Origin of the sequence: Parabacteroides sp. AF14-59 (assembly GCF_003479515.1) — a bacterium.
GTDB lineage: Bacteria > Bacteroidota > Bacteroidia > Bacteroidales > Tannerellaceae > Parabacteroides > Parabacteroides faecis.
The window spans coordinates 215,127-237,313 of record NZ_QUHH01000004.1; the positions used below are offsets into that span (position 1 = coordinate 215,127).

A 22,187-nucleotide genomic window follows, 5' to 3' on the forward strand; every position below is an offset into this window, starting at 1 on the left:
AATTGTATAAAATATATTAAAGTAAGGGTGCAATAGTTGCATCCTTATTTTTTTATATTACTTTTGACACATCTGTCAAACAAAAGTGTCAAACATATTTGACAGACAGTGTAGACAAATGAAGTAAAACTAGATATACAATGGGTACAGAAGAAGTAATCACAATGGAGAACCGGATCCTGGAAGCGGCAAAGCAAGTCTTTGTAAGGAAAGGATACGAAGCGACAAAGATGGGCGACGTGGCGGCCGAGGCCGGAATAGGACGTACGGCTTTACATTATTATTATCGCACAAAAGATATGCTGTTCGATGCGATCTTCGACCAGTTGATGGACAGCCTGCTGCCTGACCTGGGAATTATTATCGATGAGAAGCTCCCTTTCCTGGAGAAGCTGCCTAAGATTATCGAACGATACGTAAATACGCTGCAGAGAAATCCTTTATTTCCAATTTTTGTTTTAAATGAGTTGCAGCGGGATCCGGAGCATATCTATCGTTCAGTGTTGAAAGACCTGCCGCGGGTAGAGCCGATCATGCATCTGCATACCCAGTTGATGGATGAAATGGATAGAGGGCTGATAAAGAAAATGCCATTGTATTATATGGCGACAACCCTGATCAGCCTGTTGGTCTTCCCGATGCTGATACGGAATCCGGTTACCGCCATATTTATGAATGGCGATCCCGGGGAATACGATAAATTTCTGCAGGAACGTATCCCTTTTGTTACCGATATAATGATCCGGTTGCTGACTCCGGACGATCATACACAAAATAAATAAATACCTCTATGAAACGGATTTGTGTAATTCTATTCTTATGTTTACCCCTGCTACAGGGAATTGCGAAGGGGCAGGAGAAGATAACACTGGCGCAATGCTACGAATGGGCACGGGCTAATTATCCCCAGATACGCCAGTATGGGCTGATAGGGCAGACCGAGCAGTATAATCTGTCGAATGCCGTAAAAGGCTGGTTGCCTCAGGTGACGGTGAATGCGAAAGCTACTTATCAGAGCGATGTGACCAAACTCCCTTTTGATGCGGACAAGCTGTCGGCTGTCATGCCGGGACTGGAAATCCCTGCCTTGAGTAAAGACCAGTATCAGGTAGTAGCCGAACTGAACCAGAATATATGGGATGGCGGCACGATCCATACTTCCCGCCAACTGACCAAAGCACAGGCTACAGCAGACCGGGAACAATTGGAAAGCGATCTCTATACATTGAACGACCGGGTGAACCAGCTTTATTTCGGTTGTCTGCTCCAAGAGGAGTTGATCCGCCAGAATGTGTTGTTACAAAAAGAGCTGCAGATCAATATCGATCGTATAACGGCGATGATGGCTAACGGGGTAGCCAACCAATCCGACCGTGAAAGCATGGAAGTGGAACTTCTGAATGCCCGCCAGAAAGAGATCGAGTTGAAAGCTTCCCGCGTCGCTTTCGGCAGGATGTTGAGTGCGATGATAGGAAAGCCTTATGATAAAGACAGGATTTTGGAGGTGCCGAACGTACCGGGTAATCCTTTGTCCGGAGAAATAAACCGTCCTGAACTGAAGGCGTTGGATGCTAAAAGCTATTTGCTGGAGCTACAGAATAAACAGATCACGAGCGGTTTAATGCCCCGTATAGGTGCGTTTGTTCAGGGCGGATACGGCAGACCGGGATTGAATATGCTGGAGGATAGCTTTGATCCGTTCTATATAGCGGGGGTACGCCTTTCCTGGAATATGGGTAAACTATATACATTGAAGAACGACCGCCGTAAAGTCGCTACGACATTGCAGCAGGTGGAAGTTCAACGTGAGACATTCCTCTTTAATACCTCGCTTGAGCTGATGCAGCAAAACACGGAGATACAGAAGATATCCGACCTGATGAAGGCAGACGATGAAATAATCCGCTTGCGCACCAGTATCAAGAATGCTGCGGAGGTGAAACTGGAGAATGGGGTCATCTCCGTTACCGACCTGATCCGTGAGATCAATGCGGAGGATATGGCGAAGCAGACGGCGGCAGCCCATCGTATCCAGCATCTGAATGCTGTCTATAATTATATGTACACGACGAATAATGAATAATCAAAAAGAATCATGAAAAGTAATATGAAACGATTGAGTTCTTATACCTTGATAGCAACCGCATTATTGGGCCTGGCTGCATGTAACCGGGGAGATGGCAACTTCGATGCGACCGGTACGTTTGAGGCGACGGAGATCCTGGTGTCTTCCGAGGCTAACGGGAAGATCATGGAACTGAATATAGAGGAAGGCGACCGGTTGGATGCCGGAGCAATGGTGGGATATATCGACAGTACCCAGTTATATTTGAAGAAGATGCAGCTTTCGGCGGGCTTACGCTCCGTTGATATCCGTAAACCGGATATCCGCAAACAGATCGCAGCTCTGGAACAGCAGATCGCTACGGCCCGTACGGAGCAGCAGCGAATGGAGAACCTGGTAAAGGCAAAAGCGGGTAACCAGAAGCAGGTGGATGACATTGTAAACAATATCAAATATCTGCAGAAACAACTCGATGCACAATATTCTACCCTGAACAAAACGACCGGGGGAGCTGATGCCGAAGCCGAAAGCATCCTTTATCAGATCATGCAACTGGATGACCAATTACAGAAAAGCCGTATCGTAACTCCCCAGGCGGGAACGGTTCTCGTCAAATATGCAGAGCCGGGTGAAGTGACGGCTGCGGGCAAACCGCTGTATAAAATAGCGGATACCGATCTGCTTTACCTTCGGGCTTATATTACGGCCGACCAGCTTTCGACATTGAAACAAGGCCAGACAGTACGTGTCTTCGCTGATTACGGAGCGGATGAACAGCGTGAATATCCGGGAACGATTACCTGGATATCCGACAAATCGGAGTTCACGCCTAAAGGTATCCAGACGAAAGACGAACGTGCCAACCTGGTTTATGCCATCAAGATCGCTGTCAAGAATGATGGCTATCTCAAGATCGGGCAGTATGGCGAAACGGTGTTTGAGTAATTGAAAATTAGAAATTGAGAATTGAAAACTAATGGGGATAAATGGGGTTAAGATAGAGGCGATTAGTAAGAATTATGGACTGATAGAGGCCTTGCAGGATATTTCCCTGGATATACATTCGGGCGAACTGTTCGGTCTGATCGGGCCGGATGGGGCGGGGAAGACGACTTTATTCCGTATCCTGACCACTTTATTACTGGCGGATAAGGGAAAAGCGACCGTCTGTGGATTGGATGTCGTTCGTGATTATAAGAAAATCCGTACAATGGTCGGTTATATGCCGGGACGTTTCTCTTTGTATCAGGACCTGACGGTAGAAGAGAACCTGAACTTCTTTGCAACGGTATTCAATACGACGATAGCCGAAAATTATGAACTGGTGCGCGACATCTATGTCCAGATAGAACCGTTCAAGAAACGGAAAGCCGGAAAACTCTCAGGAGGTATGAAGCAGAAACTGGCGTTAAGTTGTGCTTTGATCCATCGTCCGGAGGTGCTTTTCCTGGATGAGCCGACGACTGGTGTCGATCCGGTTTCCCGTGTGGAATTTTGGGATATGCTGGACCGTTTGAAGAAACAGGGTATTACCATCCTGGTCTCTACTCCTTATATGGATGAGGCTTCCCGTTGCGACCGCATTGCCTTGATGCGTTCCGGCCGATGCCTGTCCGTCGATACACCGGTAGGCATCCGCTCCTCTTTCGGTAGGCATCTGTGGACTGTACGGGCTTCGTCTATGTATAAACTGTTGGTAGATCTTCGGAGTTTTCCGGGCACTTATTCCTGCTATGCTTTTGGTGATGCGCATCATCTGACATTGAAGGAGGATGGACGTGAGATGGATGACTTGATGCAGTTCCTGAAAGGAAAAGGTTATACCGATGTGACCATAGAATCTGTAGAGCCGAGCGTGGAAGATTGCTTTATGGCATTGTGATTAGAAAGAGTTGAGTCAATGTTGCAATAATAGAAAAATATGAACTTTCATATAAATATATAATGAACGTAATAGAAACAAACAACCTGACTAAGAGTTTTGGAAGCTTTACGGCAGTCGACCATATTAGCTTTGAGGTGGGCGAAGGGGAGATATTCGGTTTCCTGGGTGCTAACGGCGCTGGGAAAACGACTGCTATGCGTATGCTTTGCGGACTGTCGACTCCTACTTCCGGGCAGGCTTGTGTCGCCGGTTTCGATGTCTATAAAGAGACGGAACAGATCAAACGCCATATCGGTTATATGAGCCAGAAGTTTTCTCTTTACGGTGATCTGAAAGTATGGGAGAATATCCGTTTGTATGGTGGCATTTACGGCCTGTCGGAGAAGAGGCTGGCGGAAAAGACGGATGAATTGCTTGCTGTGCTGGATCTGGAATCAGAACGGAATACGCTGGTCGATGCACTCCCTTTGGGATGGAAGCAGAAGCTGGCATTCTCCGTTGCTATCATCCATGAGCCTCGTGTCGTCTTTCTGGATGAACCGACCGGAGGTGTCGACCCGGTCACCCGGCGTCAGTTCTGGGAACTGATTTATCAGGCTGCCGAACGGAATATTACTGTTTTTGTCACGACCCATTATATGGACGAGGCTGAGTATTGTAACCGGGTTTCCATTATGGTGGACGGGAAGATCGAAGCGCTGGATAGTCCGGCTGCCCTGAAATCTTCTTTCCATGTCGATAATATGAATGACGTTTTCCATGCTCTGGCACGAAAAGCGAAAAGAGGAGAATAGTATGAAGCAATTTATATCTTTTATACAAAAGGAATTTTATCACATTTTCCGCGATAAACGGACGATGTTGATCATTTTGGTTATGCCTATTGTCCAGATATTACTTTTCGGATATGCCATAACGACGGAGATCAAAAGTGTGCCGATCGCCATATTCGACCAGAGCCGGGATGAGGTTACGACAAAGATCGGTGCCCACTTGGCGGCCAGCGAATATTTCGAGCTTTATAAGATGATAGAAAATATGTCCGAGGCGGAGTCCCTCTTCAAGCAGGGAAAAGTGAAAATGGTTGTGGTCTTTCCTCCGCAGTATGCTTCTTCGCCTGATGCCGATGCCCAGCTTCTGGCGGATGCGACCGATCCGAATGAAGCAACCCAGCTAACTTCCTATGCAACGGCTGTTATTGCTTCTGCAAAGGCAGAGATACAAGGGCAACTATTGCAACCGGCTGAAAGGGCGGCGTTAATGCAAGCTGGTGTTACCCCCGTCACTCATCTGCTTTATAACCCGACGATGAAAGGGGCCTATAATTTTGTTCCCGGTGTAATGGGATTGATCCTGATATTGATCTGTGCCCTGATGACTTCGGTCGGTATCGTGAAGGAGAAAGAGATGGGGACGATGGAGATATTGCTGGTTTCTCCGATGAAGCCGGTTTATATTATCGTGGCAAAAGCGATACCTTATTTATTATTAAGTATAGTGAATGTGGCGACGATTCTCTTTTTGTCTTATTTTCTGCTCAAGGTGCCGATTTCCGGCAGTCTGGCTTTGCTGGTGGCTGTTTCTATTCTGTATGCTTTGGTTTCTCTTTGCCTGGGGCTGCTGATCTCGACCATTGCCGATACGCAGCAGGCTGCTATGTTGATCAGTGCGATGGTACTGATGCTTCCGGTTATTCTGCTCAGTGGTATGGTTTTCCCGATAGAGAATATGCCCGATATATTACAATGGATCTCGAATATCGTACCGGCTAAATGGTATATCATCGCTGTGAAGGATGTAATGATAAAAGGCTTGGGTGCCGGTGCCATCATGAAAGAGGTGGGGATATTGTTGTTTATGGTCGTATTCCTAGTGATACTGAGTGTGAAACGTTTTAAGATCCGTTTATAACAAGAAAGTTATGAGAACATTACGATATTTACTTGAGAAGGAGTTCAAACAGATCAAGCGCGACCGGTTCCTGCCGCGTATTATCTTTCTGGTTCCACTGATGCAGCTGATCATTCTGCCTTTTGCTGCGAATTTTGAAATGCGTAATATCAACCTGGGTGTGATAGACAACGATCATTCCGTCCTGTCTGCCCAGTTGGTCGAAAAGGTTGTGGCCTCAGGTTATTTCCGTCTGACGAATGTTTCGGACAGTTATGATCAGGGCATAACCTCTATAGAAAGTAACGAATCGGACTTGTTGTTGGAGATTCCAGTGAACTTCGAACAGCAACTGGGACGGGAAGGAGCGGTTGAAGTGCTGATCGCTGCCAATGCTGTGAACGGGACGAAAGGAGGGATGGGAAGCTCTTATCTCTCCCAGATCATTCAGGACTTTAATCAAGAGAAAGGTTTTACTTCCGGTTTACAATCCGGCGGAATACGTTCTACGAGTCTTTACAATCCGCATCTGAATTATAAAAATTACATGGTTCCGGGTATCATGGTTTTTTTGCTGACGATCATCGGAGGATTCCTTTCCGCCCTGAATATTGTCAGTGAAAAGGAAAAGGGGACGATCGAGCAGATCAATGTGACCCCGGTTCCCAAAACACTGTTCCTGCTCTCGAAACTGATCCCTTTCTGGATCATCGGTTTTATTCTCCTGACAATCGGGGTTATTGTGGCCTGGATCATTTATGGCCTGTTGCCTGTCGGAAATATCGGGATCATTTATTTATTCGCCGCGGTTTACCTCATTGCCTTTACCGGTTTGGGATTGGCCATTTCCTCCATTTCTTCCACCCAGCAGCAGGCCATGTTCACGGCTTTCTTTTTTTTAATTATCTTTGCATTGCTGAGCGGTCTTTTTACACCTATTAGCAGTATGCCCCACTGGGCGCAACAAATAACCCTGTTCAATCCGGTGCGTTATTTTGTGGAAGTGATGCGTATGGTTTACCTGAAAGGCAGCCAGTTTGCTGATTTAACAGGGCATTTTGTGGTCGTATGTTTATTTGCTCTCTTCTTTAATGTTCTGGCTGTGGCCAGCTATAGGAAGAAATAATATGCTTTACAGCAGACTTAACCAATTTTTACACCAAATATGCACTTTATTAACGCTACTCTTTTATATTTGATTCAAATCTGAAACAATATTTCAAATATGGAAAGCGTTATTCCAAATATGGAAAAAGGTGAAGAGAATTATAAAGTGCCGAATCTGGAGAAAGGAATTGCGGTGCTTGAATATCTTTCGCTCCGTCCACAGGGTGAGACGCTGCAGGATATTAAAAGTAAGCTGGATATTTCCCAGACTACTGCATACCGTATTTTGAATACATTGGTTCGTTTGGATTATCTTAACTATAATGAAGATACGAAGCGCTACAAGTTGTCGCGAAAATTGCTAACTTTGGGCTTCAGATCGTTGAATGAGCATAATTTGTTGGAGACAGTGCTGCCTTGTTTACGCGATTTACGCGATAAAGTAGGAGAGACTGCCTGCTTTGGTGTACTAGGAGATCAAAAGGGTATTTTTATAGAACAGGCACAGGGACATCATACGTTCCGTTTTGTATTATCACCGGGAAAACCATTTGAGCTGCATTGTTCAGCACCCGGTAAAGCGATTATGGCTTATCTGCCAAACACGGTCCGCGACCGCTATCTGTCGTATATGACATTTGAGAAATATAACTCGCGGACAATTACTACCCGGGAAGCCTATCTGGAGGAATTGGAAAAGGTCCGTAAGTTAGGTTATGCTATGGATAATGAAGAAGAATTGAATGGAGTGATATGTGTTGGTGCTCCTATTTTTAATTACACAGGATATCCTTGTGGGGCGATTTGGATATCCGGGCCGAAAGACAGGTTGACGAAGGAAATATTCCGTTCGACGGTTGCGAGTATTAAGGAGGTGGCACAGAACATCTCGGGAGAATTAGGATATAGTAAAACACAAAAAAAATAACAACATACCATGAACACAAAGAAATACATATTAAAAACTTCATTGATGGCTTGTTTTGTCAGTTGTTGCGTCTCGTTTGCATCGGCTGACAATCCTCCGTTTTTTACAACCGATATTAAACTGAATGACAAAGGAGAGATGTTCCTGACGGAAAAAGGGTTGAAACGGGTGGATATTTTTTCTCCTGACGGTAAGTTGTTACGTTCTTTCCCGATGGATGAAACGCCGACCGGTATTCTGGTTGACGGTGATAAAGCCTATGTGACGACGTTTGAGAAGACTGGAAAACTACAGATATTATTATTGGAATCAGGCCGGATAGAAGCTGCTATCCCAACAGGTTCCGGTGCTTGCCATCCGATGTTCGGACCGGACAAGAAGACTATTTATGTATGTAACCAGTTCGATGACAGTGTATCGGAGATCGATCCGGTAAATCATAAGGTACTGCGTACCGTAAAAGTGTTGCGTGAACCGAAATCAGCCGTATTCAGCAAAGACGGAAAATATATGTATGTGACAAATTTCCTTCCTGCACAGCGTGCGGACCTGGATTATGTGGCTGCGTGTGTTTCTGTTATTGAAATGGATGGTTTCACCAAAGTAAAAGATATTAAGTTGGCTAACGGTAGTAATGCTTTGCGTGGTATTTGTATTACACCGGACGGAAAATATATTTATGTTTCCCATAACCTGGGACGTTTCACTGTGCCGACTTCACAGTTGCAGCAGGGTTGGATGAATACGAGTGCATTCAGTGTGATCGATACGGAAAAGCAGGAGTTTGTCGGTGCTGTTGTTGTCGACGAACCGGAAAGAGGTGCTGCCGGTATCTGGAGTATCGACTGTAATGACGATCATATCTTTATTTCTCATTCAGGAACTCACGAAGTCAGTGTGATCGACCATCCGGCTTTGCGTGAGAAGTTTGAATCGTATCCTAATAAAGCGATGCTGGATTATGACCTGAACTTCCTGTATGGTATCCGCGAACGTGTACCTTTGCAGGGTAACGGTCCGCGTTCGATGGTGCTTACCAATGAGAAGCTGATAGTTCCGACTTATTTTGCAGATGTCCTGAACGTAATGGATATAAATACACGGGAAATAACTTCTACGGAACTGAATCCGGGACGTACGGAATCTGATATCAATAAAGGAGAAAAATATTTCAATGATGCCTCTCACTGTTTCCAGAACTGGCAGAGTTGTAACGGTTGTCATCCGGGAGATGCCCGTACGGACGGTATGAACTGGGACCTGATGAATGACGGGGTTGGTAACTCCAAGAATTGCAAGAGTTTGTTATTTAGCCATGTGACACCGCCTAATATGATTTCCGGTATCCGTGCCCATGCAGAAATCGCTGTACGCGCAGGATATAATTTCATCCAGTTCTTCGATATTACGGAAGAGGATGCAGTCTGCGTGGACGAATATCTGAAATCGTTGCGTCCGGTGCCGAGCCCTCTTCTGGTAAATGGCGAACTGTCGGATTTGGCAAAAGAAGGACGTAAAGTATTTGAGAAACTGAAATGCGGCGAATGTCATAGCGGACCTTATTATACAGATATGAAATATCATCGTATCGGTGAGGATATTGAATTTGAAAAGGGATGGGATACTCCGACTTTAAGAGAAGTTTGGCGTACGGCTCCTTATCTATTCGATGGTCGTGCGGCAACAATGGGAGAAGTATTTGAAGTGCACAAACATGGAATCGATAAGAAAGTGTCCAAGAAAGATATTGAGGCTTTGGTTGAATATGTAAACTCACTCTAAAAGGAGGGATCGATGAATTATTGCGATAAGATAAACTATAACATTTATTCTACAGAAAAAGCGGGTTTTGAGGAAATGGTGGATAAACTGCTTGCTCAGTTGCCCCGTGATAAACAAATATTCAGGTTGGCCTTTTTCGGCACACCGAGTGATAATGAACAGTATGTTTCCCGTCGTATATTATTACGCGAGAAGGTACGTAAATATTATGGGAACCATGAGCCGGTATTGACTTATGTCTCTCAGCCGCCGTTGAACGGAGGGCTGCTGTTGGAAGCTCATATGTATACGCCGGATGAAGGTGACCATATTACATATAAACATATCGGAACATTTCCGTATGTGTTGCTGGAAAATGGCAGCGGCCGTTTCCTGTTTGCCGGAGGTTTCCACGGTGATGTAATCAATTTTGGTATCGAACAACAGTCGAAGGAAGTGTTCAAGCTGGTATCCGACCTGTTGAGAAAGGAAGGATTCCCGATCAACAGTATTATCCGTCAGTGGAATTATATCGAGCAGATCACGAAGTTTGACGGTGAAGACCAGCATTACCAGATATTCAATAATGCCCGTAGCGACTATTACGCTATGACAACCTGGGAAAACGGATATCCGGCAGCAACGGGTATCGGTGCGAACTTGGGTGGTATATTGGTAGACTTGGATGCAGCCTTGTTCTCGAATCCGGATTGTTATACGACACCGATCGACAATAAGCTGCAGGTTGCTGCACATGCTTACTCCGACGGTGTGCTGGAAGCTGCCCATTGTAAGAAAACAACTCCGAAGTTCGAGCGTGCCAAGAGCATGACGTTCGGAGATCGTGAGTTGGTTTATATATCAGGTACGGCAGCCATTCGCGGCGAAGAAAGCCTGATAGGAGTGGGGCTGGAGCGCCAGCTTCATATCACGATGGAGAATATCGCGGAACTGATCGGGGAAGCGAAACTTAAAATGCTCCGGGTTTATCTGAAAGATAAATCTTTCTATGAAGAGTCTGAAAGACTTTTAAATGCGTATGAGTTGAACATCCCCATATCTTATATGTGGGCTGATGTTTGTCGGGATGAATTATTAATTGAGATTGAGGGAATAGCAGTGTTGTAATCCTGCCGGATCATGTTGACCGTTTAGCGAAAAATAGCAAATATTACTAACATAAATTAAAACAAAAATGAAAAAAGGATTAAGTATTAAATCAATGGCAGTGGGGCTATTATTAAGTTCCATGGTGGCATGTACCGGTAACAAGACAACGAGTGATGCAACTTGCTGTAATGGGGAAAACGGATGCACTGAACAATGCAAATGCAGTAACGATTCTAATTGTAAAAATAAAAAAGAAATGACTTATTCTAAGAAGTACACAAACGCCGACTTCTACAAAGACGGCAAATTCGATCAGCAAGTGGCTATCGAAGCAATGAAAGACATGTTCAAGTTCTATGATGTTCCTTTCACAGAACTGATGGCTAAAGACATGTGGGTAACCGACTTCGGTCTGGGTGACTTTGAAAATGTTGGTATGGGCGGTATTTTCTGGATCAACGATGCAGAACACGGATACTTTGCTCACGCTATCTACCTGCTTCCGGGACAGATGATCCCTGAACACGCTCATGTAAAAACCAAATTCCCTGCAAAACACGAATCATGGATGGTTGAAAAGGGATGGGTTTATAACTTCTCTGTAATCGGTGATGAAACTCCGAATGCTCCGGCAATCCCGGCTAGTCATGGTCCTATCAAGAGCAAAAACTTTGCAGTTCAGAAAGTAGGCGATGTTTTGCGTTTGAAAGAACTGGAATCATTCCACTTCATGATGGCTGGTCCGGAAGGTGCTATTGTTGACGAATGGGCATGTTATCATGATAACGATGGTCTTCGTTTTACAAATCCTAAGGCTTCTCTTTAATGATATTCAATCTTAGTTGTTATTACCTTATTTAAAAAGATACATGAATAAATATTTTTTATTGGTATCACTCTTTTTATCTACTTCCTTCCTTGTTTCGGCAGGTCCGAAACAAAAGAAGGCAGATACTTGGATTGATGCATCAATTAAAGCAAAAACGGAACTGCAGACCCAGCTTCAGAAGGCTAATATGCCTGTTATTTCCACCTGGAAGAAGCATAAGGAAAAAGCAGAACCTTTTGCTGTGGATTTGAAAGGCGTGGATAAGCTGGTGCTTATCACTGCCGGAGGTCCGGATGGTTCGGATTACGACCAGGCTGTTTGGGGTAACGCTCGTTTGATTAAAGCGGACGGTACTGCTGTTTGGTTGGATGAAGTTCCTTACGAATATGGTGTTGCCGGTTGGGCAAAGCCTAAAATGAATATTAACGCTTATGACCATGAGATCTTTATTGGTGGCAAGGAATACAAACACGGTGTTTTCTGTCATGCAAACGGTACATTGGTTTATCCGATAAAAGGTGAATATGTTCGCTTTGAAGCAGAAGTAGGTATCGACGATACTTCTTCCGGCGGTAGCGTTTATTTCCAGGCTTTGAACGTTGTTCCGAAATTTGTCGGTGACGAACTGATCGCTAAATATCCGGGACAGATCGGTATGCTGGGCGCTATGATGGACGGCTTGGATACCTGGTTGATCACTCCGGATGCTTCTGTTGAAAAACAAGCTGTAGAAGCAATGGTGGATAAGTTGAAAGACGGTTCTTATTATAAGAATGTCGTTCAGCAGATCGCTAATGAAAAAGAAGTGAATACCCAGATCCGTAAATATCTGGAATTGTTTGAAAAACTTCAGGATGTTTATGCATTGCAGGGTGACCTGGAATGGTTGAATATCGATGCTATCAAACTGGCATTTGCCGATATGAGCAAGCAGAAAGGTTTTGATGCTGCTAAATATCAGCCGATGTTGGATGAGTTGGTAAAACTCCAGCAGAAAGGTTTCAGCGGTATTTACAAAGGTGATGAACAAGCGATAGCCGATGCCCGCAAAGCATTGGAAAACAAAAAGGCTATCCTGTTGGGTAACCCGTTGCTGGATGCCGACAAGATCGTTGCTGTACGTTATAAATTAGGTTCAAGAGCACGTCAGGCAATGGCTCCGGATCTGGGAACACAGGCTAATAACTGGAGTAATCAGGAATCTGCACGCCGTAGTGGTTTCGATGCTGAGATCATTGAATTGACAGACCTGCGTGGTGATATGCAGATGAAGAGCATCTTCAAACCGATCGTTGCCGACGCTTCTATCGCTGACCTGAGATTGCACTGGAATGCCGACCGTGTGATGTTCACAACTTTAATGGGTGACAACGACAAACGTTGGAACGTATATGAAGTAAAACTGGACGGAACAGGTTGCAAGAAACTGGTAGAGAACGAAGAACCGGATCTGGAATTTTACGACGGTACTTATCTGCCGGACGGACGTATTATCGCTAACTCTAACATCGGTTATCAGGGTGTTCCTTGTGTAAGCGGTGATGACCCGGTAGGTAATATGGTTCTTTACACACCGGAATCAAAGAACCTGCGTCGTCTGACTTTCGACCAGGATGCTAACTGGAATCCGGTTGTTATGAATAACGGACGTGTTATGTACACTCGTTGGGAATATACCGACCTGACTCACTATTACTCTCGTATCGTTATGCACATGAACCCGGACGGAACAGAAAACAAGGCACTCTATGGTAGCGGTTCCATGTTCCCGAACAGTACATTCGATATCCAGCCGTTGCCAGGTCATGGATCTGCTTTCGTAGGTATCATTTCCGGCCACCACGGTGTAGCTCGTTCCGGTCGTCTGATCATCTTCGATCCGACAAAGGGACGTAAGAATGTTCAAGGTATGGTGCAGGAAATCCCTCACCGCAATCGTCAGATTGTTGAGCTGATCAAAGACGAACTGGTAAATGGCGTATGGCCGCAGTTCGTAAAACCGACTCCGTTGAATGACAAATATTTCCTGGTTGCTGCCAAATTGAATCCTCAGTCATTGTGGGGACTTTATCTGGTTGACATCTATGATAACGTAACTTGCCTGCAACAGGCAGAAGGCGAAGGTTATATCAGCCCGATCCTGGTGAAAGAAACAAAAACACCTCCGGCAATTCCTGATCGTGTGAAGCTGAATGAAAAAGAAGCTACTATCTTTATTCAGGATATTTATGAAGGTGAAGGTCTGCACGGTATTCCTCGCGGAACAGTAAAAGAACTTCGTCTGCATGCTTATGAATATGCTTATGTGAAGACTCGTTCCGACCATAACTGGCATGGTATTCAGAGTGGTTGGGATATCAAACGTTTGTTAGGTACTGTACCTGTTGAAGAAGACGGTTCGGCTATCTTCAAGGTACCGGCTAATACTCCGATCTCTATCCAGCCGATCGACAAGGATGGTGTTGCTATCCAGTGGATGCGTAGTTGGGTAACCGGTCAGCCGGGTGAAGTGGTTTCTTGTATCGGTTGTCACGAAGACCAGAACCAGATTCCTATTCCTAAACGTGTGATCGCTTCTCAGAAAGCTGCTGCTCCTTTGAAAGCGCCTGTAGGTGGTGTTCGTTCATTCACCTTCGACCTGGAAGTTCAGCCGATCCTGGATCGTGCTTGTATCGCTTGTCACAATGGCGAAGGCAAAGCATTCGACCTGCGTGGTGGTAAGAAAGACAGACTGGGTTATGGTACTTCTTATCTGAATATCCATCCGTACGTACACCGTCAGGGTGGTGAAGGTGATATGGTTGTTCTTCAGCCGTATGAATATCATCCGAACACCAGCGAATTGGTTCGTATCCTGAAGAAGGGTCACCATAACGTGAAACTGACAGACGAAGAATGGTTGAAACTGTATAACTGGATCGACTATAACGCTCCTGATAAAGGTTACTTCGATGCAAACGTTCTGGGTAAGGAAATCATTCCGTACCAGGGATTCGATCAGATCGAACGTCGTAAAGAACTGACAGACAAGTATGCTAACGGTATGGGTGTAGACTGGAAGAAGGAAATCGCTGACTATGCTTCTTATTTGAAAGCACAAGGTCCGATCACTCCGGTTATGCCTGAAAAAGCAGCTCCTGTAAAGGTGAAAGAAGTGAAAGCGAAAGGATGGCCGTTCGATAAGGCAGCTATCAAAGATATGCTTGCTAAGGAAACCAGCAACCGTAAAGAGATCGAAATCGCTCCGGGTGTGAAGATCAACTTCGTTCGTATCCCTGCAGGTGAATTCGTAATGGGTAGCTATAACGGCGAATCGGATGCTTATCCTACAGCTAAGGTGAAGATCGACAAACCGTTCTGGATGGGTGAAATGGAAGTAACCAACCAGCAGTTTGGTGTTATTTATCCTGAACACGACAGTCGTTTCGTCGACCAGTTGTGGAAAGACCACGTACACCAGGGTTATCCGGCTAATGAGCCGAATCAACCGGTTATCCGTGTAAGCTATAACGATGCTATGGAATATTGCAAGCAACTGAGTGAAAAGACAGGCTTGAACATTACGCTTCCGACAGAAGCACAATGGGAATGGGCTTGCCGCGCAGGTAGCGACAGCGATTTCTGGTATGGCGATATGAATACTGACTTCGGTAAATATGAAAACTTGGCTGACAAGACAACGTTGTTGTTCGCTGTTAGCGGTATCGACCCGCAACCTATGTCTCCGAACTCTATGTGGTATAAGTACTATACTTATCTGCCGAAAGAAGAAGGTGTAGACGACGGACAGTTGATCCAGACAGGCGAAAAGGTTTACGAAGCCAATCCGTTCGGTTTGTATAACATGCACGGTAATGTTTCAGAATGGACCCGTTCAGATTATGTGCCTTATCCTTATAATCCGAAGACTAAACTGACTTCAGATCATAAAGTGGTTCGTGGTGGTTCATATATCGAACGTCCGAAATTCTCTACAGCTTATGCACGTAAAGCATACTATCCGTATCAGCGTGTATTTAACGTAGGTTTCCGTGTAATAATCGAAGACTAATCCCTGAGATATGTCCTAGATATAGATAAAATCTATTAGGTGGCCCCGGTGTGGCCGGGGTCACTTAATTGAAATTTCTTATCTTTGGCGGCATAACTTAATTAAAACAACAAATGAAAGCAACTCTTGAAAGAATACTCTCTTCCTTTGTAACAACAATCGTTTTGTTACTTCTTTATGGTTTTGGTCTGGCTGTCGCCACTTTTATTGAAAAATATCATGGTACGGCTGCTGCCAAAGCGATGATCTATTATTCCCCTTTATTCTTTTTGTTGCAATTTCTTCTGGTGGTTAATTTTCTTGTCATAGCTATTAAGTACCAGTATCTAAAACTCCGCAGATGGGGGTTGATGCTCGTTCATACCTCCTTTATTATTATCCTTCTTGGAGCCCTTGCTTCTTTCCAGTTCGGCGAAGAGGGAATCCTTCATATTCGCGAAGGAGAATCGACTGATCAGATGGCGGTCCGCCAGGGCGATCTGACCACTTTCAATACCTTACCTTTCACTGTAGAACTGAAAAAATTTACTTTGACCCGTTATCCCGGTTCATCCAGCCCGTCTTCTTACGAAAGCGAATTAGTGGTGCGTGTAGACGGTCAGACACGTCGCGAACGGGTATTTATGAATAATGTATTAGATATAAAAGGGTACCGTCTCTTCCAGGCTTCTTACGATCCGGATGAACAGGGTACCGTACTTTCCGTCAATCGCGATGTAGCCGGACGGAACATAACGTATACCGGTTACCTGTTGTTGGTGATCGGACTTATTATTTCGTTGGTAGGGAAGAATTGCCGCTTTATGACGTTGAGTCGTCGCTTAAAAGAATTACGTTCTGTTGCACAATCGGCAACAATGATCCTTGCGTTACTGGCCCTGTCGGTATCAGTGAATGCAAAAGAAGAAACTTCGCCCATGCTGGATGCCGTGCAGAAATATACGGTATCTCCTGAACATGCGGCAAAATTCGGGGCATTGCCCATTCAGTCCCATAGCGGACGTATGATGCCTATCAATACATTCTCTTCGGAAATCCTGCGTAAACTGCATAAAGCAGATAAGATCGGTAAATTGGATTCCGATCAGTTCCTGTTGAGCCTGTTGGCTATGCCGGATATGTGGATGCGTGTACCTTTCATCGCTTTATCCAATCCGGAACTGGCAAATTATTATGATCTGACAGACGGTGAATGTGCTTATCTGCAGGTGTTCGATAACAATGGCGATTATAAGTTGCAGGAAAAGTTGGAAGAGGCATATAACAAGATGCCTGCCCAGCGTACCCGTTTCGATAAAGACCTGCTTAAACTGGATGAGCAGATCAATATATTCCACCAGCTGATCAATTACCAGATGTTGAATCTTTTCCCGAAAGAGGATGATCCTAATCACAAATGGTATGCGGCCGGTGACGACCTCTCTGCATTTACAGGAAAAGATTCCATGTTCGTTTCCCGTATTATGGGATGGTATCTGGCGGAAGTGCAGGATGCTTTGCAGAAAGGCGACTGGTCGAAGGCCGATGAGGTGGTCGATATGATCGGCACATATCAGCAGGCAAAAAATAAGACACTCGATATCTCGGCTAAAAGGATTGAAGCCGAGCTTAAATATAACAAGATGGATATATTCCGTCAGTGTAAGATCGGTTATCTGATTTTGGGTGGTTTGTTACTGGTCCTTTCGTTCGTTATGCTGTTCAAGCAGCAGAAGTGGATGAAATTCGGTATCTGGATATTGGGGGTAGGCGTGTTGCTCGTGTTCCTTTACCATATGTATGGAATGGGAATGCGCTGGTATATCGGCGGATATGCACCGTGGAGTAATTCGTACGAAACAATGGTGTATGTGGCCTGGGCAACTGTCCTGGCTGGTTTGTTGTTCGTACGTCGTAGTACGGTGACCTTTGCATTGGCTACTTTGTTCGGTGGAATTATCCTGTTCGTTTCCGGACTGAACTGGATGGACCCGGAGATCAACCCGCTGGTTCCCGTATTGAAATCGCCGTGGCTGATGTTCCATGTGGCTGTTATTGTGGCTGCATACGGTTTCTTCGGTATCAGCTGCCTGATCGGACTGACCAATCTGGTGCTGACAAGTATTGCTGGAAAGAAAAATACAGCCTTGTTGAAAGCCCGTATCAAAGAGTTGACCATCGTAAACGAAATGGCACTTTGGGTCGGTCTGGCTTTGATGACGATCGGAACCTTCCTGGGAGCTGTCTGGGCGAATGAATCGTGGGGACGTTACTGGGGATGGGACCCGAAAGAAACCTGGGCGCTGATTACGATGGTAGTGTATGCAGTCGTTACTCACCTGCATCTGGTGAAACGCTGGTATAGTGACTGGCTGTTCAACCTTTGTTCGGTGGTGGCTTTCTCTTCTGTTCTGATGACATTCTTCGGAGTGAATTATTTCCTGAGCGGAATGCACTCATACGGACAGAACGATAATGTACACGGAATCTTTACATATCTCTATATAGCCGGGGTCGTAGTGGTGATCCTGGGGATCTTATCGAGGATCGGATATAATAAGATAAAGGGAAATGAATGAATTATTAATATACAAGTTAAACATTAAATTTTAGTGATCATGAGAACATTTAATCATGTAGGTATCCTTACCAACGAAAACCAAGAAGGTGCAATGTTCAACGAAGGTTTGAACGTGTGGCTAACCGATTACAGCAAGAGTCCTAACAAGATCGAATATCTGAAGTTTGACGATCCTGCTAAGAGCTGCCTGCCTGATCTGGTTAAAACGAATGGTCATATCGCTTATACGGTTCCTTCATTGGAGGAAGCGCTGAAAGATGCAAAAGTTATCTTTGGCCCGGCTGTATGCGACGAACATTTGACTATTGCTTTCATCGAAGAAGAAGGTATCGCTATCGAATTAATGGAAATTAAATAATTTATAAACCTAAACGAAACAAGGAGGAAAAACACCATGGCAGAAATTAAGACTAAATTTATAAATGATCCTGAACAAATAACTCCGGAATTACTGGAAGGTTATGTATTGGCTTATCCTGATCAGGTAAAACTGGCTGCAGAAAATATTGTTGTACGTGCAAATCCTAAAAGCGAAGACAAAGTAGCTATCGTTACATTAGGTGGTTCCGGTCACGAACCTGCATTGAGCGGTTTCGTTGGCGACGGTATGCTGGACTGCTCTGTTGTGGGCGACGTATTTGCTGCTCCGGGTGCACAGCGTCTGTTCCAGGCTTTGCAGCTGATGAAACGTGAAGCAGGTATCTTGTTGGTTGTATTGAACCATTCTGGTGACGTGATGAGTGCAAACATGGCTTGTCAGTTGGCTGAACGTGTTGGTATCAAAGTAAAACAGATCCTGACTCATGACGATATCAGTGCAGGTATCGGTGCTCCGACAGACGATCGTCGTGGTTTGGCCGGTTGCGTTCCTTTGTATAAAATCCTGGGCGCTGCTGCAGACGAAGGCAAATCTCTGGACGAACTGATCGAGATCGGTGAACGTTATAACGATAAGGTGGCAACCCTGGCTGTTGCTATGCGTTCTTGTACGCATCCGCAGAATAATGCTACAATCACTGACCTGCCTGCCGGTGTAATGGAAATCGGTATGGGACAGCATGGTGAAGGTGGTGGCGGTCAGAAACCGTTAGTGTCTGCCGACGCTACAGCTGCTGAAATGGTTGACCTGCTTTGCCAGCAACTGCAACCGAAAGCCGGTGACAAGATGATGCTTATCATCAACGGTGTTGGTGCAACTACCCATATGGAATTGAATATCATCTTCCGTAAAGCTTACAAAGAACTGGAAGCACGTGGCATGGAAGTCGTGTTCGGCCGTATCCAGGAAATCCTGACTGTTCAGGAACAAGCTGGTTTCCAGATGATCATGGGTATCTTGGATGCAGACCACATCGATTATTTGAAGAACAAGAGTGCAAACGCACCGTATTGGACAACTATTGGTAAATAAACAAATAACATGAAACAACTGACTATTGAGGCTTTCAAAGGTATGCTGAATAACGCCTTAACGCATATCAAAGCCCGCGAAGACGAATTCTCTAAACTGGATGCGGTAATCGGTGACGGTGATCACGGACAGGCTATCGTAACGGCTTTTTCTGTTGTCGTTAAAGGCTCGGAAAAAGGAACGGAATTCAAATCTATGCTGAATGATATGGGATTTGGTGTGATGCTGGAAACAAGCGGATCGACAAGTACCCTGTTAGGTGCATTCTTCCTTGGAATGAGCGACAGTGCTTCCGGATCTGAACTGGATGCCGAAGGTGTGAAGAAAATGTTTGCCGGTGGCCTTGCCAACGTGCAGAAACAGACGAAGGCACAACCGGGCGACAAAACGATGATGGACGCTTTGGTTCCTGCCGTAGAAGCTATGCAAGCTTGTACGTCGGACGATATCAAAGAGATCCTGACAGCCGGTGCTAATGCAGCTCTGGAAGGTGCGAAGAAAACAGTAGATATGAAAGCGAACTTCGGACGTGCCCGTAATTACGGCGAACGTTCTATCGGTTATGCTGATAGCGGTGCTACATCATGGAGCTGTATGTTGGCTTCTTTTGCAGAAGCATTATAATTGAATAATTCACTTTTTTAATATAGAAAATAGAAAAATGGCAGATTTAGATGATTTGAGAGAAGGCAGTAACTTCGGTTTAGGTGTTAGCTCTCAACAACAAAGTTTCCATGTGAAGGGTGCTGAAAACCTTCCCTGGGGTATGAAAGATCGTTTATCCCGTATCTTTAACCCGAAGACAGGCAAAGCTGTAATGCTGGCATTCGACCATGGTTTCATTATGGGACCGACTTCTGGTTTGGAACGTATCGACCTGAATATCGTACCGCTGATTGAGTATGCCGACTGTATCATGTGTACACGCGGTATCCTTCAGTCTGCAATCCCGACTACAACAAACAAACCTATCTGTTTGCGTTCGGATGCAGGTACTTCTATCCTGACAGACTTGAACGACAACGTTCTGATCGATATAGAAGATGCTATCCGTATGAACGTTTCAGCTATGGCTGTTATGTTGGCTATCGGCGATGAAGCTCACGAAGCTAAAACGATCGCTAACCTGTTCAAGGCTGTAGATAAAGGTACCCGCTATGGTATTCCTGTAATGGGTGTGACTGCTGTTGGAAAACAAATGGCTCGCGACGCCCGTTATTTCGGTTTGGCTTCTCGTATCTGTGCTGAAAACGGTGCAAATATCGTGAAGACTTATTATTGCGAAGGTTTCGAAAAGGTGGTTGCTGCTTGTCCGGTTCCTGTAGTGATCGCAGGTGGTAAGAAATTACCTGAACTGGAAGCATTGGAACTGTGTTACAACGCTATCAACGACGGTGCTGCCGGTGTCGATATGGGACGTAACGTATTCCAGTCAGAAAATCCGATCGCTATGATCCAGGCTGTTCATGCAGTAGTGCATGAAGGATTGACTCCACAGCAGGGATTTGAAATGTTCCAGGATTTGTCTAAATAATTGATAAGTATACTTCAAAGGGGCGGGGCGCTACTCTGCCCCTTGTTGTATCCAAACATAATTAATACATATATTGAATTGCCATGAAGAAAATATTCACATTATTATGCTCGGCTCTTTTCTTGTTTGCTGCCACTTCCTGCCAGCAAAAGGCCCAGAAATTATTGTTGGCAGGTTCCGGTTGGAATAAGATCGTTATCATTGACAAGAATACAAAACAAATAGAATGGGAACATCCTTTGCAAAAAGGTTGGGAATGTAACTCGGCTGTAGCTACTCCCGACGGTAACATCTTGTTTGCCTATGCAAAAGGAGCTAAACTGATCACTCGCGACCAGAAAGAAATATGGAACATCTCTGCTCCGGAAGGCTGCGAAATGCAGACGGCACGTGTCCTGCCCGATGGCAATTACCTGTTGGCATGGTGCGGACACCCGGCAAAGGTCATGGAGGTAAGTCCGAAGGGTGATATACTTTCGGCGACAGAATACGAGACAGGTATTGATCATCCGCATGCCCAGTTCCGTCAGGTGAATAAGAACAAGGCTGGTAATTACCTGATGCCTCTGTTCGCCACTTCTGAAGTACGTGAGATTTCTCCGGCCGGCGAACTGGTTAAAACAACCAAACTGGAAGGTACTCCGTATAGTACTGTATTGCTGAACAACGGCAATTACATGGTAGCCTGTGGTGACGGTCATTCTTTGATGGAAGTGAATCTGGACAAAGGCGAAGTGATCCGTAAAATCGGTGCTACCGATATCGACGGCGTTTCTCTGTTCTTTGTAGCCCAGTTGCTGCCGACATCTAACAACGGTCTGTATATCTGTAACTGGCAGGGACACGATCCGAGTGCAAAGGAATCGAACAATCCGCAGTTGATGGAGATCGACGGTAATAATAAAGTTATCTGGAGCCTGAATGATAATGAAACATTCGGCATGATCTCTTCTGTTTGTCCGATCGACTAACAAGTTGACAGTTGACGGTTGACAGTTGACAAGTATTGATAAGTAACAGTTTGTTTCATGAAAATGAACCTATTCGGCTGAAAGC

The 22,187-nt window shown here is 45.0% G+C and carries 18 protein-coding genes; all 18 read left to right on the forward strand.

The features are described from left to right. The first annotated feature begins 140 nt into the window (after positions 1 to 140). The 18 genes from DWW23_RS06725 to DWW23_RS06810 all read left to right on the forward strand — a co-directional run bounded on the left by DWW23_RS06725 (position 141) and on the right by DWW23_RS06810 (position 22,102). Positions 141 to 782 carry a TetR/AcrR family transcriptional regulator gene (locus tag DWW23_RS06725; protein ID WP_122352507.1) on the forward strand — a complete coding sequence of 214 codons (642 nt, stop codon included), beginning with the start codon at positions 141 to 143 and terminating at the stop codon, positions 780 to 782. Between the two features lie 8 nt (positions 783 to 790). After that, positions 791 to 2,083 (forward strand): TolC family protein, encoded by a 1,293-nt coding sequence (locus DWW23_RS06730; RefSeq protein ID WP_122352508.1) that lies wholly within the window; start codon positions 791 to 793, stop codon positions 2,081 to 2,083. A gap of 12 nt (positions 2,084 to 2,095) precedes the next feature. Then, positions 2,096 to 3,010, forward strand: coding sequence for an HlyD family secretion protein (locus DWW23_RS06735; protein ID WP_122352509.1), 915 nt, complete (start codon positions 2,096 to 2,098; stop codon positions 3,008 to 3,010). Positions 3,011 to 3,041: 31 nt separating this feature from the next. Then, positions 3,042 to 3,947, forward strand: coding sequence for an ABC transporter ATP-binding protein (locus DWW23_RS06740; RefSeq protein WP_122352510.1), 906 nt, complete (start codon positions 3,042 to 3,044; stop codon positions 3,945 to 3,947). 62 nt (positions 3,948 to 4,009) lie between these two features. Further along, the gene (locus tag DWW23_RS06745) at positions 4,010 to 4,744 is read left to right on the forward strand and encodes an ABC transporter ATP-binding protein (protein WP_122352511.1); all 735 of its coding nucleotides are present in this window, start codon (positions 4,010 to 4,012) and stop codon (positions 4,742 to 4,744) included. 1 nt (position 4,745) lies between these two features. After that, on the forward strand, positions 4,746 to 5,861 hold the full coding sequence (locus DWW23_RS06750; RefSeq protein ID WP_122352512.1) for an ABC transporter permease: 1,116 nt from the start codon (positions 4,746 to 4,748) through the stop codon (positions 5,859 to 5,861). 10 nt (positions 5,862 to 5,871) lie between these two features. Further along, positions 5,872 to 6,966, forward strand: a complete 1,095-nt coding sequence (locus DWW23_RS06755; protein ID WP_122352513.1) for an ABC transporter permease — start codon at positions 5,872 to 5,874, stop codon at positions 6,964 to 6,966. Positions 6,967 to 7,065: 99 nt separating this feature from the next. After that, positions 7,066 to 7,875: an IclR family transcriptional regulator gene (locus DWW23_RS06760; protein WP_122352514.1), complete on the forward strand. Its 810-nt coding sequence runs from the start codon at positions 7,066 to 7,068 to the stop codon at positions 7,873 to 7,875. 9 nt (positions 7,876 to 7,884) lie between these two features. After that, positions 7,885 to 9,657, forward strand: a complete 1,773-nt coding sequence (locus DWW23_RS06765) for a YncE family protein (RefSeq protein ID WP_122352515.1) — start codon at positions 7,885 to 7,887, stop codon at positions 9,655 to 9,657. Positions 9,658 to 9,669: 12 nt separating this feature from the next. Beyond that, positions 9,670 to 10,764 (forward strand): endoribonuclease L-PSP, encoded by a 1,095-nt coding sequence (locus tag DWW23_RS06770; protein WP_122352516.1) that lies wholly within the window; start codon positions 9,670 to 9,672, stop codon positions 10,762 to 10,764. 67 nt (positions 10,765 to 10,831) lie between these two features. Beyond that, a complete protein-coding gene (locus DWW23_RS06775) occupies positions 10,832 to 11,572 on the forward strand; it encodes a hypothetical protein (RefSeq protein ID WP_122352517.1) in 741 nt (246 codons plus the stop codon). A gap of 43 nt (positions 11,573 to 11,615) precedes the next feature. Next, complete coding sequence (locus DWW23_RS06780; RefSeq protein ID WP_122352518.1) at positions 11,616 to 15,626, forward strand: SUMF1/EgtB/PvdO family nonheme iron enzyme; 4,011 nt, start codon at positions 11,616 to 11,618, stop codon at positions 15,624 to 15,626. Positions 15,627 to 15,739: 113 nt separating this feature from the next. Next, positions 15,740 to 18,184, forward strand: coding sequence for a cytochrome c biogenesis protein CcsA (gene ccsA / locus DWW23_RS06785; protein ID WP_122352519.1), 2,445 nt, complete (start codon positions 15,740 to 15,742; stop codon positions 18,182 to 18,184). 39 nt (positions 18,185 to 18,223) lie between these two features. Next, on the forward strand, positions 18,224 to 18,544 hold the full coding sequence (locus tag DWW23_RS06790) for a hypothetical protein (RefSeq protein ID WP_122352520.1): 321 nt from the start codon (positions 18,224 to 18,226) through the stop codon (positions 18,542 to 18,544). Between the two features lie 36 nt (positions 18,545 to 18,580). Continuing rightward, positions 18,581 to 19,597 (forward strand): dihydroxyacetone kinase subunit DhaK, encoded by a 1,017-nt coding sequence (locus DWW23_RS06795; RefSeq protein WP_122352521.1) that lies wholly within the window; start codon positions 18,581 to 18,583, stop codon positions 19,595 to 19,597. Positions 19,598 to 19,606: 9 nt separating this feature from the next. Then, complete coding sequence (locus tag DWW23_RS06800) at positions 19,607 to 20,221, forward strand: DAK2 domain-containing protein (protein ID WP_122352522.1); 615 nt, start codon at positions 19,607 to 19,609, stop codon at positions 20,219 to 20,221. Positions 20,222 to 20,258: 37 nt separating this feature from the next. Then, positions 20,259 to 21,131: a 3-hydroxy-5-phosphonooxypentane-2,4-dione thiolase gene (gene lsrF / locus DWW23_RS06805; RefSeq protein WP_122352523.1), complete on the forward strand. Its 873-nt coding sequence runs from the start codon at positions 20,259 to 20,261 to the stop codon at positions 21,129 to 21,131. An 83-nt stretch (positions 21,132 to 21,214) separates the two neighbouring features. Continuing rightward, positions 21,215 to 22,102: a hypothetical protein gene (locus tag DWW23_RS06810; protein WP_122352524.1), complete on the forward strand. Its 888-nt coding sequence runs from the start codon at positions 21,215 to 21,217 to the stop codon at positions 22,100 to 22,102. Positions 22,103 to 22,187: the final 85 nt, after the last annotated feature.